14 protein-coding genes and 2 tRNA genes are annotated in these 15,730 nt (G+C 59.4%); 3 read left to right on the forward strand and 13 right to left on the reverse strand.

Translation table 11 applies throughout. The annotated features are described in order from the left end of the window. The first annotated feature begins 2 nt into the window (after nt 1-2). Nucleotides 3-602: an anaerobic ribonucleoside-triphosphate reductase activating protein gene (gene nrdG, locus HGSM_RS01805; protein WP_019147026.1), complete on the forward strand. Its 600-nt coding sequence runs from the start codon at nt 3-5 to the stop codon at nt 600-602. Here nrdG and HGSM_RS01810 read toward each other — a convergent pair. The 6 genes from HGSM_RS01810 to HGSM_RS01835 all read right to left on the reverse strand — a co-directional run bounded on the left by HGSM_RS01810 (nt 566) and on the right by HGSM_RS01835 (nt 4,641). Beyond that, entirely contained in the window at nt 566-1,069 is a 504-nt protein-coding gene (locus HGSM_RS01810) for a GNAT family N-acetyltransferase (RefSeq protein ID WP_019147027.1), read from the reverse strand. The two genes, nrdG and HGSM_RS01810, sit on opposite strands and share 37 nt — an antisense overlap. Nucleotides 1,070-1,293: 224 nt before the next feature. After that, a tRNA-Ser gene (locus tag HGSM_RS14285) sits at nt 1,294-1,380 on the reverse strand. A gap of 175 nt (nt 1,381-1,555) precedes the next feature. After that, nucleotides 1,556-2,860, reverse strand: coding sequence for a threonine/serine exporter family protein (locus HGSM_RS01820; RefSeq protein ID WP_019147029.1), 1,305 nt, complete (start codon nt 2,858-2,860; stop codon nt 1,556-1,558). A gap of 422 nt (nt 2,861-3,282) precedes the next feature. After that, nucleotides 3,283-3,702 carry an MmcQ/YjbR family DNA-binding protein gene (locus HGSM_RS01825; protein ID WP_019147030.1) on the reverse strand — a complete coding sequence of 140 codons (420 nt, stop codon included), beginning with the start codon at nt 3,700-3,702 and terminating at the stop codon, nt 3,283-3,285. Nucleotides 3,703-3,730: 28 nt separating this feature from the next. Then, entirely contained in the window at nt 3,731-3,889 is a 159-nt protein-coding gene (locus HGSM_RS14540; protein WP_019147031.1) for a hypothetical protein, read from the reverse strand. A 2-nt stretch (nt 3,890-3,891) separates the two neighbouring features. Next, complete coding sequence (locus HGSM_RS01835) at nt 3,892-4,641, reverse strand: class E sortase (RefSeq protein ID WP_051009558.1); 750 nt, start codon at nt 4,639-4,641, stop codon at nt 3,892-3,894. Nucleotides 4,642-4,891: 250 nt separating this feature from the next. Here HGSM_RS01835 and HGSM_RS01840 point away from each other — a divergent pair, with 250 nt between their 5' ends. Next, complete coding sequence (locus HGSM_RS01840) at nt 4,892-6,301, forward strand: hypothetical protein (protein WP_019147033.1); 1,410 nt, start codon at nt 4,892-4,894, stop codon at nt 6,299-6,301. Nucleotides 6,302-6,401: 100 nt separating this feature from the next. On the opposite strand, the gene HGSM_RS01845 is transcribed toward HGSM_RS01840, so the two are convergent. The 5 genes from HGSM_RS01845 to HGSM_RS01865 all read right to left on the reverse strand — a co-directional run bounded on the left by HGSM_RS01845 (nt 6,402) and on the right by HGSM_RS01865 (nt 12,425). Beyond that, nucleotides 6,402-6,487, reverse strand: a tRNA-Ser gene (locus HGSM_RS01845). 155 nt (nt 6,488-6,642) lie between these two features. Beyond that, the gene (locus HGSM_RS01850) at nt 6,643-7,257 is read right to left on the reverse strand and encodes a GTP-binding protein (RefSeq protein WP_019147034.1); all 615 of its coding nucleotides are present in this window, start codon (nt 7,255-7,257) and stop codon (nt 6,643-6,645) included. Continuing rightward, nucleotides 7,238-7,642: a DUF742 domain-containing protein gene (locus HGSM_RS01855; RefSeq protein WP_019147035.1), complete on the reverse strand. Its 405-nt coding sequence runs from the start codon at nt 7,640-7,642 to the stop codon at nt 7,238-7,240. Before HGSM_RS01855 ends, HGSM_RS01850 begins: the two co-directional genes overlap by 20 nt. A gap of 8 nt (nt 7,643-7,650) precedes the next feature. After that, nucleotides 7,651-8,100, reverse strand: a complete 450-nt coding sequence (locus HGSM_RS01860) for a roadblock/LC7 domain-containing protein (protein WP_019147036.1) — start codon at nt 8,098-8,100, stop codon at nt 7,651-7,653. Between the two features lie 41 nt (nt 8,101-8,141). Further along, entirely contained in the window at nt 8,142-12,425 is a 4,284-nt protein-coding gene (locus HGSM_RS01865) for a HAMP domain-containing sensor histidine kinase (protein ID WP_019147037.1), read from the reverse strand. Between the two features lie 166 nt (nt 12,426-12,591). On the opposite strand from HGSM_RS01865, the gene HGSM_RS01870 reads away from it, so the two are divergent. Next, nucleotides 12,592-13,617, forward strand: coding sequence for an NAD(P)H-quinone oxidoreductase (locus tag HGSM_RS01870; protein WP_019147038.1), 1,026 nt, complete (start codon nt 12,592-12,594; stop codon nt 13,615-13,617). Between the two features lie 64 nt (nt 13,618-13,681). Here the strand turns inward: HGSM_RS01870 and HGSM_RS01875 are convergent, their stop codons facing one another. Together HGSM_RS01875 and HGSM_RS01880 are read right to left on the reverse strand one after the other, a co-directional pair. Beyond that, nucleotides 13,682-14,608 (reverse strand): carbohydrate ABC transporter permease, encoded by a 927-nt coding sequence (locus HGSM_RS01875; RefSeq protein ID WP_019147039.1) that lies wholly within the window; start codon nt 14,606-14,608, stop codon nt 13,682-13,684. Then, complete coding sequence (locus HGSM_RS01880) at nt 14,605-15,612, reverse strand: carbohydrate ABC transporter permease (RefSeq protein ID WP_019147040.1); 1,008 nt, start codon at nt 15,610-15,612, stop codon at nt 14,605-14,607. The genes HGSM_RS01875 and HGSM_RS01880 overlap by 4 nt, the downstream gene beginning before the upstream one ends. Nucleotides 15,613-15,730 lie beyond the last annotated feature (118 nt).

Below are 15,730 nucleotides of genomic sequence, written 5' to 3' on the forward strand. Positions count from 1 at the left end.
TCATGCCGCGCGATCCGGAGGAGGGCTGGCAGGCAGGAAGGCTCAGCCAGCTGCACGTTGCCGATTACAAGCCGTTCGTCTTTGTCGACGGCGAGGGCGTGCGGTGCAGCCTGTACGTGTCTGGCTGTCTGTTCGCCTGCGATGGCTGCTTCAACGAGGCAACGTGGAACTTCCGTTACGGCACCCCGTACACCCCGGAGCTGGAGGAACGAATCCTCGCCGACCTGGCACACGAGTCCGTTCGCGGCCTGAGCCTGCTCGGCGGGGAGCCGTTCCTCAACACCCAGGTGTGCCTCTCGCTGGTGCGCCGGGTGCGTGAGGAGTTCGGTCACACCAAGGACGTCTGGTGCTGGACGGGGTACCGGTTCGAGGAAATCGTTTCCGCAGGTCAGACCGGTATTTCTGAGGACAAGATGGAACTCCTTTCACACCTCGACGTCTTGGTGGACGATCGATTCCTGATCGAGCAGCGCGACCTCACACTTGCGTTTCGGGGCAGCCGTAACCAGCGCATCCTCGACGTCCAGGAATCCTTGGCCTGTGGCGAGGCGCGCTGGCGCGCGGGCTACAACTTGAGCGACATGAGGTCGCAGTCGGCGTAAACTCCGCCGATCTTGGAGTGGTTGGTGAACGTGGCGAATCTCGTGAACCCGAACTTTCGATACAGTTCGATGGCCCGCACGTTCGAGGTGTTGACGGTCAGCGTGATCATCTCGAGGTGCGCAACGTCCCGAGCGTACGCGATCGCCTCCTCCATGAGCCTGGTTCCCAGGCCCTTGCCCCACCACTTCTTCCTGACCGAGATACCCAACTCCGCACGGTGCTCCATACGCGGCTTATTCGAGGTCGCCAGGGTGACCGCACCCGCCAGTTTGTTCCCGTCGTATGCAACTAGGTAGAGCTGTTTGGGGTTGGCGTAGGTTGCTTCTAGGAATTCTTGCTCCTGCAAGAGCGTCAGCGACACTCCCTCGGGCCCAAACGACAGGTTGTCGGTCTCCCCGCCGATGATTCGGCTGTATTCCAGAATGTCCTCGGCGTCGTCGGCGCGCGCCTTGCGTGTTGTGATCACGTCACGCTCCTGTGGTGTGGGCTTGGGTTCAGTCCCATTATTTCCGGCGCACAGCCTAGTGTCTTGTCAGGCTTACGCCTGACCTTATTCACGACGATCTTGGTCCCGACCCAGCAGATCCCCGGCCCCAGCCGAATCGCAGGCAAGAATTTCACCTTGCCCACGCTTGCCTGCCTCAGGGTACGAAAAAGGCCCGGAACCACAATGGATTCCGAGCCTATCTGCGGAGACGGAGGGATTCGAACCCTCGAGGGGCTTGCGCCCCTAACACCTTAGCAGGGTGCCCGATTCGGCCACTCTCGCACGTCTCCTTGCCCGTAAATCTACGAGCGAGTTACAGGCTACCTGAGCATGCGCCCCAATAGCAAAACGGTAGGGCCGCAGTGGGGAGACCAGACCAAACTCACATGCCGGGGACGTGTGCGGACCGCTTGCGGTGACCATGATCGTCGTGAATCAGAACAAGAAAAACGTGATGGGCAGGACCTACTTGGCACTATCGAGCCAGTGCTGCTCCGTCAAGGAGCGAGCAAAAGTGAGGCCCACGGCGACGGCGATGACCACGAAGATCGCGTTGAATCCATAGGTGAGCGCCTGGAGGGTGTCGCCGGCGTTGAGGTAGAAGATCGAGCGGTAGCCAGCGGCGCCGGGGATCATGATGACCACAGCCGGAACTGAGAGTGTGATGCGCGGGATATTGAGGCGAGGCGCGATGAGGTTGGACAGAACTCCGACGATGAGCCCCGCGATGAACGCGGCGCCCTGGACAAACATGCCCTGGTCCACAAACACAAGACGCGCAGTATTTGCGATCATGCCGATCCCCGCTGCAATCAGAGCGACCTTCCACGGCGAGTTAAAGATCATCGCAAAGCCCCACACGCCCAGTGCAGAGGCGACAAGACGCAGGGTGAGGAATAATGCCCCGTTGAGGTCGAGAGGCTCTGGAGGCGACGGCTCGAGGCCAAGAACAGCGGAGACCGCCCAGAGGCTCAGTGCGGCGGAAATCATGATCATGAGCGCGTACGAAAGCCTCGACATACCCGCGGAGAAGTCCAGGCGGGAAAGGTCGAGTGCGGCCGTGATCAGCGGGAAGCCCGGCACCAAGAAGAGGACAGCAGAGACGTAACCAGACTCGTGCAGGGTTTCAACCACACCGGCAGAGTAGAGGCCATTCGCGATGGCGAGATACAGGAACGAAGCGACCGCTGCAGCGATCATGGTCACGGCAAGCTGGTTGAGGCCACGGTGAAGCATGAGCCTACGGACATACTGCCCAAGCGCCGCACCGCAGAATACGGCGAGGACCTCGAAGATCCCGCCGTCGTTGAGGAACGCAAAGGCCGCACAGGCTACCGCGGCAAAGAGCGAGTTGGCGATGTCGTGGTACAGGTGCGGGCGGGCCTCAACCTCGTCTAGGAAGGCCTCGAGTTCGTCCATGCGGGCGCCAATCTCGGCAGCGCTGGCGTTCTCCGGGGCCGGTTCCAACTCCTCACAGTAGTTTTGGATGAGACCAATGCGATCCGAGTTCACTCCAATCGTCGAGGACTGTGCAACCTCCGTGCGGTAAATGGCGCCCCTGTGGCAGGTGGCCGTGATCTCATTGATGGTGACCTGTGCGTGGATGGATGTCATCCCCAAAGCAGCACCCGCCTGCTGCATGACGGTCTTGACCCGGTAGCTACCGCTGCCTGCGGTGAGGAGCGCTCTACCCATGCGTACTACGAGGCGGGAAGCCCGAATCATCTCAACAGGTTCGAACTTTGACTCACTCACAAATATCTCTGCCACTGTCCAATCATGCCCTGTGATTCCGCTAGATCGCAGGACAACAGTCCTTTTGGACAGTCTTGTTGGGGCACATGCGTGGAGTAAATCAAGAAAAAGTGTGGGGCCGCCAGACTCCTCCGGCGGCCCCACGTTTCTTAGACACCGCCAGCCCCGAACCGGGTCACGGTGGTCTGTGGGCTGCTCCGTCGCAGCCATCTGAGTACCCGTCCCGCAACGGATACCGCAGCTAATGAGCACGAAAACCTAAAACTCGCCGTACTCCTACTACCCGCGAGGGACCACATGCCTGTGCGAAGGCCATGTGGATCTGGGTGATTACTTAACACCATACGGTGCAAAAAAGCCGCCCTCGTGAGACTTAATACCCGCATTGCTGGACGGTTTTATGTGACAGGCCATGGTGTGTGGCGAAGACAACGAATCTAGGACGGCAGCCAGCCGAGAAGTATCCGGTCACGACGTGGTAGAGCAGACACGATGAGGTCGTACGAGTCCTCAATCATGTCCACCAGGTGCACGGCCCTGAGACCGTCAATTTGTGGCGTCCACGGAAGGTCCAGAATCACGGAGTTCCAGTGCCTCTTGTTCATGTGATAGCCCGGAATAACCTCGCTGTATGAGTCCCTCAACTGGACGGCAAGTACCGGATCGCACTTCAGGTTGATTCGCAGCCCCTGCGGCGATCGCCACAGCAGAGCAAACACTTTGGAGGCAGAATCAACTGTGGCACGAACGCGCATCACGGCCGTCTCGGGCCCGAAGGGGAAGTCCTCATAAGCGCCAGGGAAGTCTAGGCAGACTTTGCGGATGTCCTCGTACGTAAGCGTGCTGAACGCTTCCATGGATGCGGTCCTCTCGCGGTCAACTCGGCTAGCCGCCCATGTTTGGGTCGAAGTCCATGAAGGTATCTGATGCCCACGGATACACCCACGTGAAGAGCGCATACACAACCGCTGCAAGGATCAGGAGAGTCCAGATGATCTTCAACCAGATCGGACCCGGGAGCAGCCTAAACAGTGCGGCATACATGGTTACTTGACCTCCGGGTCGTTAAGGACTTGCTCTGGCATGCCATCGGCTCGATCCATCCAGCCAACAAACTTTGAGTGGGTGACCCACCGGTGGTCGTTGCCCCACTCACCCATGGTGACGGAGTGACAGGTGGTCATGGTCATCATGCGCTCAGTAGGCTGCTCGTTGGGCTTTCCTGGAACCGGAGCGATGACCTCTACCTGGTTTGGCAGCACGATCTCATGCCCCGTGACCTCATAGATGTACCAGGTGTCTTTGGTTTCAACGATGACTTGGTCACCCTTTTCCAGCAGGTCAATCCTACGGAATGAGTTTCCGTGGCTGCGGCGGTGACCCGCAACGGAGAAGTTCCCGATCTCGCCGGGCATCGCGGTGTTCTCGTAGTGTCCAGCTGCAGCCTGATCCAGAACCGCCGGGGTTGTACCCTCCTTGAGTGGCATGGCGTTGTTAGTGATTCCATACCACTTAGGGACGATCAAGATGCCGAAGGTATCACCGGAAATTGCCTGCGTTACTGGGGGCGGGTCGCCCTCAGTCTTGATCTCGGCAGCCTGCCTAGGAGCGGGTTCGAGTTCCCCTTGGAAGTCCGCCACGCTCTTCTCGGCCACTGCTGCGGACTGATTCGAATCCCACCAAACGTTCCACAGAATGTACCCGCCGATAAGCAGACCGGCAGTGATCATGAGTTCACCAAGGACACCGAGGACTATAGAGCCGACCCCGATCTTCCTGTCTCTAGCGTGTTGCACAGATTCCCCTTGGCTTCGAACCATAACTTTGACTGCCGCGCTTACATCGAATGACGCACATCCGCGTACGTCGCACCCCTAATTTATCAGCGCATTCTGAGCAAAGTGTGCTTGGTCTACGAACCTTCAAACGGAGGCCTCCAGTTCAGCACAATTCCACCTGGCAAGCGGGTCTCTGCGCGTGGCTTATGCCTGACCATGGCACAATTATTACTAATTCTTTCCACTTGCCTCCACTAGGGACACGGCGTTGAACCGCTCTCTCCGATTCATCGTTTCCAGCACACTCACCGGCCTCCTGCTTGCCTTCTTAGGTGGTTGCTCAAGTGATGGCAGAGTCACTCAAACCCTCAACCCAGAAGACCTCAAGGGATTCGCGCTTTTCGCTGCCGACGGCAGTGAGGCCAAACCCACGTCATGGACCCTGAGTGACGCAGGCGAACTCGAGGACGCGTTCGACGTATTACTCACGGGCGTCCCAGACCCCGCCGTGCGGGAGCGGCAATGCCGGGTCAAGTACACAATGGTCGATGAGATCGACGCTGATGTCTTCCTAGCGGTCTCGCATACGGAACAGCGCTGCGCACACGGCGCGAACAACGAGGTGCTCAACGCGATCGGCATATACGCGCAGGGGCGCTTCACTCCCCTACCGCTGGAGGGCGATACTGCCGCGGGTCCTTCTGGTCCTGTCTTCGCCGCTACGACCGATGGTGAGACCGTGGCGTGGCTCCAACAGGACCTGGGCGATCCCAACGACGTCATGCGCGCCTACAGTGCTCCGCTACAGGGAGGCCAGCAGAGAGCCCTAGGAATCGTAGAAACGATGGCTGGTGCCGAGAAGTACCACGTAGACATCAGGATCGCTGAAGGGCGCGTGTACTTCTCCCTCCCTATCCAGCGAACGTCTCGCCCTGAAGCACCCATCCAAGTAGATGACCGCAACTTCTCCTATGACGGAACACCCTTTGTGGTGTACTCCAGCGACCTGACCACACCAGACCTCCGGGCCGAAGCCACAGATGCATCGCACTACATCGTGTCATCCGCGGCCAACTATCTCCTCACCTACGCACGAATGTGGCAGTACGGAGAGCGCGCCACTGGTGACTTTGCTGATCGCGAGGTCTACTCACCGCGACAAGTCATCAGCGAGACTGACGGTGAGCTCCGCGTTCTCGCCCAAGACTTGAAGCCCCGTGTCGCAACGTCGCTGGGCACTCTTGCTCAAACCACGGATGGCATACTCTTTAGCCGCGGACGCACCCTCGTGGTGTACAACGAGGCTGAGGACTCCTTCACGTCCTACACCTCTGCTCTGCCCAGTTCCAACGTTCCGCCATCCGACGACGTGCCCGCCCCCGACGTAAGCACGGATTCCGACCCGGACACGTCCAACTACACCACCCTCTTCACAGACACTGGCACCGACATGCCCGAGATCACGTGGCTCGACACTTGGGGAGACTACGTGGTGTGGACCGAAACCACCACCGGTTCGCTCACCACCAGCCTGGTCGTGCTCAACCTAGAGGACAACCAAGTCTGGCGGAGCATCATCCCCGGTAAGCCCGCCGTGACGCTCACCGGCGCCACACTCTCCTGGTGGCAGGGCCAGGATGGCGACCGGACCCAACGCGCGATCAAGCTCGACGAGTAGCTCAGATTCTTTATCGTGCCGCGCACGCTAGTACAAGGCACCTGCGCTGGTTGTGGAAACGACGAAGGGCCCCGTTGCGAACAACGGGACCCTTCTTCTGCGGAAGCGGCGGGATTTGAACCCGCGAGACTGTTGAGGTCTACCGGTTTTCAAGACCGGCGCATTCGGCCGCTCTGCCACACTTCCAGCTGACGCTTTGATAGCGCCTGTCTATTGTGCCACGCGCGAGCACAAAACCCGAAACCAGATGGGCGCTTGGCTTGGGAACGTGCTGGAACCAACACCTCGCCAAGCGCCGAGCACCACCTAGTCATTGGCGGCTCCCCGCGGTGGCTCTTACGCTACGCGCGCGCAGCGACCTGCAAACGCTCCATAGCGTGCTGAACGAGCGAGATCAGAGTCTGCTTGGTCGCAGCTCTCGAACGCGCATCCGTGTAGAGCATTGGCACGTGTGCTGGAATCTGAAGCGCCTCGCGGACGTCTTCGAGCCGGTGCTTGGCTACTCCGTCGAAGCAGTTCACACCAACCACGAACGGAATGCCACGGGACTCGAAGTAGTCGATTGCTGGGAAGCACTGTTCCAAGCGCTCGGTGTCCACGAGAACCACTGCGCCGATTGCGCCGCGGGAGAGGTCGTCCCACATGAAGAGGAAGCGGTCCTGCCCGGGTGTACCAAAGAGGTACAGCCACAGCGACCCCGGAAGCTCGATACGTCCAAAGTCCATTGCGACGGTGGTCGTGGTCTTGCGGTCAGTCACGCCACCGGCGTCGTCGACGCCGACCGAGTGCTCCGTCATCGCTGCTTCGGTGTTAAGTGGCTCGATATCGGAGATGGAACCGATGAAAGTTGTCTTACCAACGGCGAAGCCACCCGCAACAACAATCTTTACGGTCGTTGGTGCCGCGGTCGCGGTAGCTGTAGCGCCCGTGTCGCTACTAGAGGGCTGAAATACCATTGAGAACACTCTCTAACACACTCAGGGACATGGCAGGGTTCTGACCGTGACCTGTATGGACGTTGACTGGCGTTGACGTGTGAACCTTGAGATATCCCTCGTCTGCGAGGTCAGAAATCAGGATGCGAACCACTCCCAGAGGCATCCGCAGCAGAGCGGAAACCTCGGCGATCGACACGTAGTTATGAGCGGCGTGCTGGAGAATCGAACGCTTCTCTGGTGTGAGACCGGACGAGTTCACCGCCCCTGGCAGAACCTCAATGAGGGTCTCCAGTGGGAGATTGGATGTCGCCGAACGTACGCGACCTCCAGTGACCGCGTAAGGTCGCACCGTCGAGACCTCATAGTGACCACCATCGAGGTGACCTTCAGAATGACGAGTCATGTTGATCCCTATCCCATAGCAGCGCGCTTAGCCCCATCAACGGGCAACGATCCACGCATTTCAGAGATGAGTTGCGGGGTGAGCGTCGCTTCCGTACGGGACACCAGCATAGCCATTTCATAGCCGATCAGGCCTACATCGCAGTTAGAGTCTGCAACGGCGGCGAGAACCGACCCATTGGACACGTTCATGAGGAACAAGAATCCGTTGTCCATCTCAACGATTGACTGGCGGACTGAGCCGCCGTTGAGTTGGCGGGAAGCTCCTCGAGTAAGGCTCGACATGCCGGAGACGATCGCTGCGAGTTGGTCGCCGCTCGTACGGTCCAAGTTGTCCGACATGGCCATCAAAAGGCCATCCGCGGACACAACTAGGGTGTGCCGAGTAGCGGGAACAGTACGCACAAAGTTGTCCAGCAACCATCCAAAGTTCGTTGCTTCGGTGCTGAGCGTGCTCATGCTTTCTCCTTCTAAGGTGTGTCTATCAGGCAAATAAGTTGTTATCGGCTACTTGCCGAGTCAGGCACACGTGTAGGCAATTCGTTACCCATTTCCCCCTGCGCTGACTGCGCGCTTGCAACGCCGTCCTGTCGGCCACGAGTTGTCGCAGACTGGAAGGCTGAGAGACGTGCCCGAAGTTGGGCGGCGTCGCGGCTGATCTTTTGCGCGCTCGAATCGTCCTCGGGACGATCCATTTGTGTCCGAACACGACGTGTGAGGTTAGATCCCCCACCCGTTGTCACTGCGTTCGGACGGTAGGCAGACAGTTCGCTCAGCTCTGCGAAAGCCTGTTCTTGGATTGATGACTGCAGTGCAAACGCCGGGTTGTCTCCAAAGTTCGTTGGAGGCTCCCAGTGGCTCTCCTGCACCCCAAACGCAGGTGCGCTGGCTGGCGCAGTGGTTTGTCCCATGGCGGAAGGCTGGGTGGATGGAGAGTACGTTTCGGCGGTTTCACGCGCGGGTAGGAAGTCAGCGGTTACGTTGGCGACGTGGCTCTGCACTGGCTCTTGCTCCTCGATGGGAGCCGGCGTGAAGGACTGTGGCGCAGTGTTGCGCTCTGAAAGAGGCTGGAAGGCCGAGTTCAGAGGTGCGGATTCCTGAGCTGCCCCGCGTCCGATCGCGCTTAGGCGCTCCACGGGCGCCTGGCGAGGCTCAAACCCGCCCAGGGCGGAAGTCAGCTCGGCAGGTTGGGACACTGCCCACTCCCCACGCACGGAGTGGTTCGCTCCGACAGGCGACGTCGAGTTCACTCGGCGATCCGTGCTCAATGGCGCAGCCGACTCAGGCTGTGCACCGAACCCGAATGGAGTCGACTCAGGTTGAAGGGCCGCAGTGAACTCTGAGCGCTGAGCTTCCTGTGTCGCTGGCTGACCAAATGGCGAGCCACTCACAGGAGTAAACGGAGAGTTGCTGCTCGGGGCTGCAGGCGTGAAGTGAGGGGTGAGAGCGCCGGACTCCTTCTTGCCGAACAGTCGGGCAAAGAGGCCCTTCTTCTTTGGCTGCTGAACAGGCGTCGCACTTGCCATCATCTCGTTGAAGCTTGGAGTCGCAACAACGTGTGGGATCGCGCTGCGAGCGTCAGTGCCAGTGGCCTGTTCCCTTGGTGAAGGGGCAGACGACGCGCTCAACGGCGTGAACGGGTGCGCAGGATTCGCGGGGGTCTCGGCAAGTGGAGCCGGAGACTGAGCGACCGGTGCTTCCTGATCGATGATCAAGTCAGACGCGTCGAACTGCGCAGTCTCGTCGTTTGAACCATAGCCCAAGCCAAACGACGGCTGCTCAGCGGGTGCTATCGGCGTGTACGGGCTACCTGCCTGCGGCATGGCGGCCTCGTCCGGCTCCTCAAACTGTGGCACGAAGGCGTGTGAGGTGTTTCCAGCGCTGAAACCTGTCGAGTCAGCGCGAGCTGCCTCGAGCGCAACGTGGTCTGGCTCTGGGTAGTCCGGAGCTTCAACAGCGCTGCGGGACGCAAGGAGTGCCTCACGTGCCCTCGACGCGCGAGTAGGAAGGTTTCCGAACCTGTCTGCGCTGGTCGACTCGCTCGACGACCAGGAAGCGGGCGACGTGGACTCTGGCGCGTGACCATCAAACGGTGCGTACGAGGGTGGAAGGTCCTGCGCTGGCTGTGCAATGTTTGGAGCTGCCTGGTCGGCGTGTACCGTCGACGCCTCCGGGGTTGCCTGAGCTACAGGTGCTTGGTACTCGACCGGCGCAACAGGCTCTTCAGCAACCACCGCGGCCGGCGCGAACGCGGCGTCCTGCTCGTCTACGAACCCTGGAATGAACTCATTGGAGTCCTCGACCAGTGCGGGGACCCCGCCAAACGTTGGGGTGCTGGCAACTTCAGGTGACGCTGCGTCAGCTTGCAAGTCAGCGGGGTTGAAGGAACGGAAGTTCGAGAACATCGCCGAACGCTTCTCAGGCTCTGCAGGGGCGCTGAACTCCTCTTCAACCAGAGCGGCTGCCGCGGGGCTCGATTCGCTCAACCGACGGGTAGGCAATCCGGCGCGAGTCTCAACGTGCAGGGTCTCCGGAGCCCAACCTTCACTCGCGTCATCCATCACGGGGAGGAATGGCGTCTCGAGTGGAGGAAGCACCATCTCTGGTGAGTCGTTCGAAAGGTCCGGGGAAACTCCGGCGCTCTGGCCTCGTGCTGGAAGCGAACCGGCGAGTGGCTGAGCCCCATCCGCGAACTGTGGAGTGAATGGCTCAGCAGACGGAAGCTCGCTTGCGGAGGTGACCCGTCGACGAGGCATTCCGGTGCTGGTGGTGCCGTCCATCATCGATGGCAGGTCAACTTCCGCAACGAGCGGAGCCTCTGCTTGGGACCACGACTGCGCCGCGTCCTGCGTCGCATTAACGAGTGGATCAGTTGGCTCAGGCAGAGGCGTGGCGGTGTCATCAGCAAAGAGTGACCGCGGGAAGGTCAGCAGAACGACCGTGCCGTTCGAGCCATCAGATGGGCGCGAGAACGCAATGTGCACACCAAGGCGGTCGGCGAGTCGGCCGACCACGAAGAGCCCCACTCGCTGCACTCCAACTACGTCGGAGGCTGCTCGTGAGGAAACCTTCTTGTTTGCCTCCGCGATGTCCTCTTCGCTCATACCGAGGCCATAATCGCGAATGGTTACGGTCACGAAGCTCTTGGTTGCGGCGGTGGTAACTTCAACCGGCGTATTCGGCTCGGAGAAGTTGGTTGCATTCTCAAGGAGCTCTGCAATCAGGTGTGCGGAGTTCAGAGCGTTGTGGCCCAGGATTCGTGGGTCTGCCTGCAGGTCGAGCTGGACGCGGTCGTAAAGCTCAATCTCGGAGGACGCCGTACGGACAACGTCCGACATTGCCATCGCGTCGCGAACGCGACGTCCTGAATCGATTCCTGCGAGAACCAGGAGCGACTCCGAGTTACGACGCATTCGGGTTGCAAGGTGGTCGAGACGGAAGAGGTTGGCTAGGGTAGTTGGGTCTTCTTCCGCACGCTCAAGTTCATCGAGGAACCCAAGCTGACGGTTGAGGAGCACGTGGTCACGTCGTGCCACGTTAACGAACATTTCCGCGATCGAACCACGAAGCGCTGCCTGCTCCTTGGCAACCTCAATCGTGGTGGCGTTCACCGCGTTGAAGGATTCCGCGAGCTGGCCGACCTCGTCCCTTGACTTAACCTTGATCTCGGTGAGTTCGAGGTCCGGCCCCTGACCGGGGACAGCCACTTGCTCAACGAGTCGTGGGAGCTCGGTCTTAACGCGGTCTGCTGCTTCGGCAAGGTGCTTCAGGGGCTGGGTGATCGAACGAGAGATCAGGTATGCAATACCAAGGGAAGCGGCGAGCGTCAGGACCATGAGTCCGATCGTGATGAACGCGGCGTTTCGCGTGCTGGAAACCCAAGCTTTCGCTGCGCTGTCCATCTCGTCGATGATCTTGTCTCGCACAGGAGCGATCTTGGCAACCTCGGTCTCCGCGAGCGTCGTCCATGTTGCTGCGACGTCAGAGGACACTGCACCAGCGTTGGTGGTCGCGAGGTACTGACGGATCGATGTGTACTTTGCTTCTGGCGTTGCCAGTTCAACGCCCGGAATGTCTAGACGCTTGATCGAAAGACGCGCCGTTTCACGCTCGGAGTTTGTCAGACGAACCGAGGTAGCAACCTCAGCGAAGACTCGCGCCTGCGGGTCTGCGTCTTCCACTGCGGCGAGAGCCTCGTTAATACGCGGGATCTCCTCGGTCACACGGTCGAGGTAGTTGAAGGTGTCCACGTATGACAGCGCAGCGTTACCAAGTCGACGGTCTTCAGCGGTGTTACCAATAGTGGTAGCAACGCGGAGCATCATCTGGATCGAGTCGTCATAGCGCTGGGAGATGACGGCGGTGGTGGCGACACCACGCCTAGCCTCATCCTGTGCGGCTTCGAGGTTGTATCGAAGGTCTCGGTTCACAGCCTCGAGTGCGGTTCGCACTTCCTCGGGAACCAAGTTGAAGGAGTCAAGTCCTTGGAACTCTTTACCGAGCTCGTTGAGCGCAGCGTTTCGGTACGTAACAGACTTCTGCCACACTTCCTCGCCACCGAGCGTCCCTGCACGGTAGTCAATTGCTGCCTTTCGCTCATTCTGGATGACGCCGATGAACTGCTGGCCTTTGAGGATGAGCGCGTTGAGTTGCTGGTACTGCTCTGCTCGACGCCAGTCCTGAATGGACTGAACGGAGAACACGGTTGCCGCAACCAAAACGACGATGATCGGAACCGCGAGGGTTGCAAGGATCTTGTTCTGCACGCTGAGGCGATTGAGCATCCTTGATCCTTCCAAGTGTGGTGCGTTCGCCAGTTGGCGAAACTTTTACGCTCTGTGATGATCGACAGATAGCTGCCGATCCTTGAGGGGTGAAAAGCGTTAGGTCAGTCACCAAGACTAGGCTTTAGTGGGGTGAAAGTTCAATCCGCTGGACGAGGGAGAAGTAATGCGCGCGGTCATTTGTGAGGAAACAGGCGGCACCGGCGAGGGCTCCTACACCCTCAAGACTGTCCACTTGGAAACCAAGGAGCCTGCGTTTGAGCAGGTCAGTGTTGATATTTACGCGAGCGGGGTTAATCGTGCGGATGTTCTTCAGGCACGGGGACTTTACCCCGCACCAAAAGGGGAATCTCCCACCTTAGGGCTCGAGTTCGCTGGAATCGTCTCGGGCCTTGGCCCTGGGACACATCGGTTCAAACCGGGAACACGGGTCATGGGGCTGGTGGGATCAGGCGGATACGCGGAGTCGATCACGGTCCACGAGGACTTGCTGGTCGAAATCCCAGAGAACCTAAGCCTCATCGACGCCGGCGGGATTATGGAGGCCGCCTGCACGGTGTGGTCCAACCTGTATGACTCCGCCCAGCTGAAACCCGGTGAGTCGGTCCTCATCCATGGTGCGTCCGGTGGCGTCGGTTCGTTCGCCGTTCAACTTGCGTCGGCCCTGGGCATGCGCGTCCTCGCCACGGCGAGAACGCCCGAACGGGTAGCCCGGTGCGTGGAACTCGGCGCGGAAACCGGGTTTGCCTACCACCGCGATCAAGACGGGCCGCCGTTTACGCAGGACCTGCCCAACCTCATAAAGGAGGCCACGGGCGGCAAGGGCGTGGACGTCATCCTCGATGTCCTAGGCGCCGAGTACCTCGACGCGAACCTCCGCTCATTGGCTCCCAGCGGACGCCTCGTGGTCATCGGCATGCAGCGCGGGGCCAGCGCGCCGATCGATCTGGGTCGGCTCCTCTCTCGCCGCTTAACCGTCTCGGGAACTACCCTGCGCTCCCGCCCGCACGCGGAGAAGGCAGCGATCGTGGACGCAGTACGCACCCACGTCCTGCCCTTGCTCGCGTCGGGCGCCATCAGGCCGCTCACCCACGCGACCTTCCCCCTTGAGCACGCCTCAGAGGCGCACGCCCTCCTCAACTCCGGTGAGGTGTTCGGCAAGGTGGTGCTGGAAGTCCGTCAATCGTCGTAAATAATGCGGCTCTCGCCGCAAAAATGATTCACGACGAGAGCCGCACTTCCAGCGCGCGCTGCGGTTAGCCCTTGACGGACCCCGCAAGGAGTCCGCGGACAAAGTAGCGCTGGAGGGCGAGGAACACGATGACCGGGACGACCATCGAGACGAACGCGCCAGCGGACAGGAGGTACCACGCTTGCCCACGGGTACCAGCTAGCTCCGCAACTCGTACGGTTAGCGGCGCGACATTCTGGTCGCCACCCGCAAAGGTCAACGCAACAAGAAGGTCGTTCCATACCCAGAGGAACTGGAAGATAGCGAAGGACGCGATCGCCGGCACCAGCAGTGGCATGAGCACCTGGAAGAAGATCTTGACGTGCCCTGCACCATCCACACGTGCCGCCTCCACGAGTTCCCGCGGGATTTCCTTCATGAAGTTGTGAAGAAGGAAGATCGCCAGCGGCAATGCAAAGATCGAGTGAGAGAGCCACACTGTCCAGAATGAACCCGCCAACCCCCACTTCACGTACTGCGTGAGCAGGGGGATGAGTGTGACCTGGATAGGCACCACTTGGAGCGCGAACACTGCGACGAACAGGATATTGCGGCCCTTGAAGTCGATCCACGCGAATGCGTAGGCGGCGAGAAGCGCGAGAGTGATCGGGATGATCACCGCTGGCAATGTAATAACGATGGAGTTCACAAAGAATGTGGAGAGCTCAAAACGACTTCCGGTGAGCACCTCAACGTAGTTATCAATCGTGGTGTTGAAGTTTGTGAACCACGTCCACCAACCTGACTTCTTGATGTCGGCTTCTGGCCGGAATGAGGTGATGAAGAGTCCGAGCGTGGGGATGGTCCAGAGCACTGCAATGACGATCGCTACGACTGACGCAACTCTTGAGCCAAGGGTTACACGCGCTTTGTCCGCGCGCATGTCCAGCTTTTCAAAGTTTGAAGGCTCTGGTGTAGCCGGTGATGCGGCTGATTCGGTGATCGTGCTCATCGCATTTCCTCCGATTTCCTCATCTGGAACACGTTGTAAACGATCAGTGGCACCACAAAAATAAACAGGATCACCGCTAGTGCGGACCCTAGCCCGTAGTTAGCTTGCTTGAACGATTGGGTGTAGAACTCGTTGGCGATCACGCCGGTACCGAAGTTTCCACCAGTCATCGTGCGCACGATGTCGAACACCTTGAGCGTGCTCATGGCGATTGTGGTTAGCACGACCACTAAGGCTGGACGAACGCTGGGGATCGTAATGGACGTGAAGAGTCGCATTCCTCCGGCTCCATCAAGGCGCGCTGCTTCCATGGTGTCGTCAGGGATGGCCTTGATCGCAGCGGAGAGGATCGTCATTGCAAAACCAGACTGGATCCAGATCATGACGATCATGAGGAACAGGTTGTTCCATGGTCCGTTGAGGAGGAACTGTTGCGGTTCGAGTCCGAGCCAAATGAGCACTTGGTTGAGCAAACCGATCTGGGCAGGTTGCCTCTCGGGTGCGAGACCTTCAATCACGGCCTTGTACTCATACATGAACTTCCAGATGATCGAGGCACCGACCATGGAGATTGCCATTGGCATGAACATCAGTGTCTTGGCGAATTTTTCCACCCGGGTACGGTCAACGAGTACCGCGTATACGAGCCCAATTACTGTGGACAGAATTGGTACCAATAGTGTCCAGGCGAGTGTATTGCCAAGCACTTGCTGGAATGAATCCTCAGTAAAAGCGGTGACATAGTTATCCGCTCCCACAAATGTCTCACCGTTCGCGTCGTAGAACGACGCCTTGACAGTGGTCAGGGCCGGATACACCAAGCCGAAGGCCAACCCGATCAGAGCTGGTCCCATGAACCCCAGCACGAGCACCCACTTGGGTGGCCGCGAAATCCTATCAACAACAAACAGAATCACGCCCATAACGAGTACAAAGAGCGCGATTGCAACGAACATGAGAAGGAACTTCTCACCGGTTGTGTCTGCCTGCTTGAGCCATTCCATGAGTCCTCCATGGGTCGCAGGGAAATATATGTGCGCCCTTGCGCGGCGGCGGCGCCTGCGCACATGGGCGGAAGAATGCGTTAATTGCGCGGTGAGCAAGCGGGGCAATGCCCCGCTT

The sequence above is a fragment of the Timonella senegalensis JC301 genome (assembly GCF_000312125.1).
In the GTDB taxonomy this organism is placed as follows: Bacteria; Actinomycetota; Actinomycetes; order Actinomycetales; family Cellulomonadaceae; genus Timonella; species Timonella senegalensis.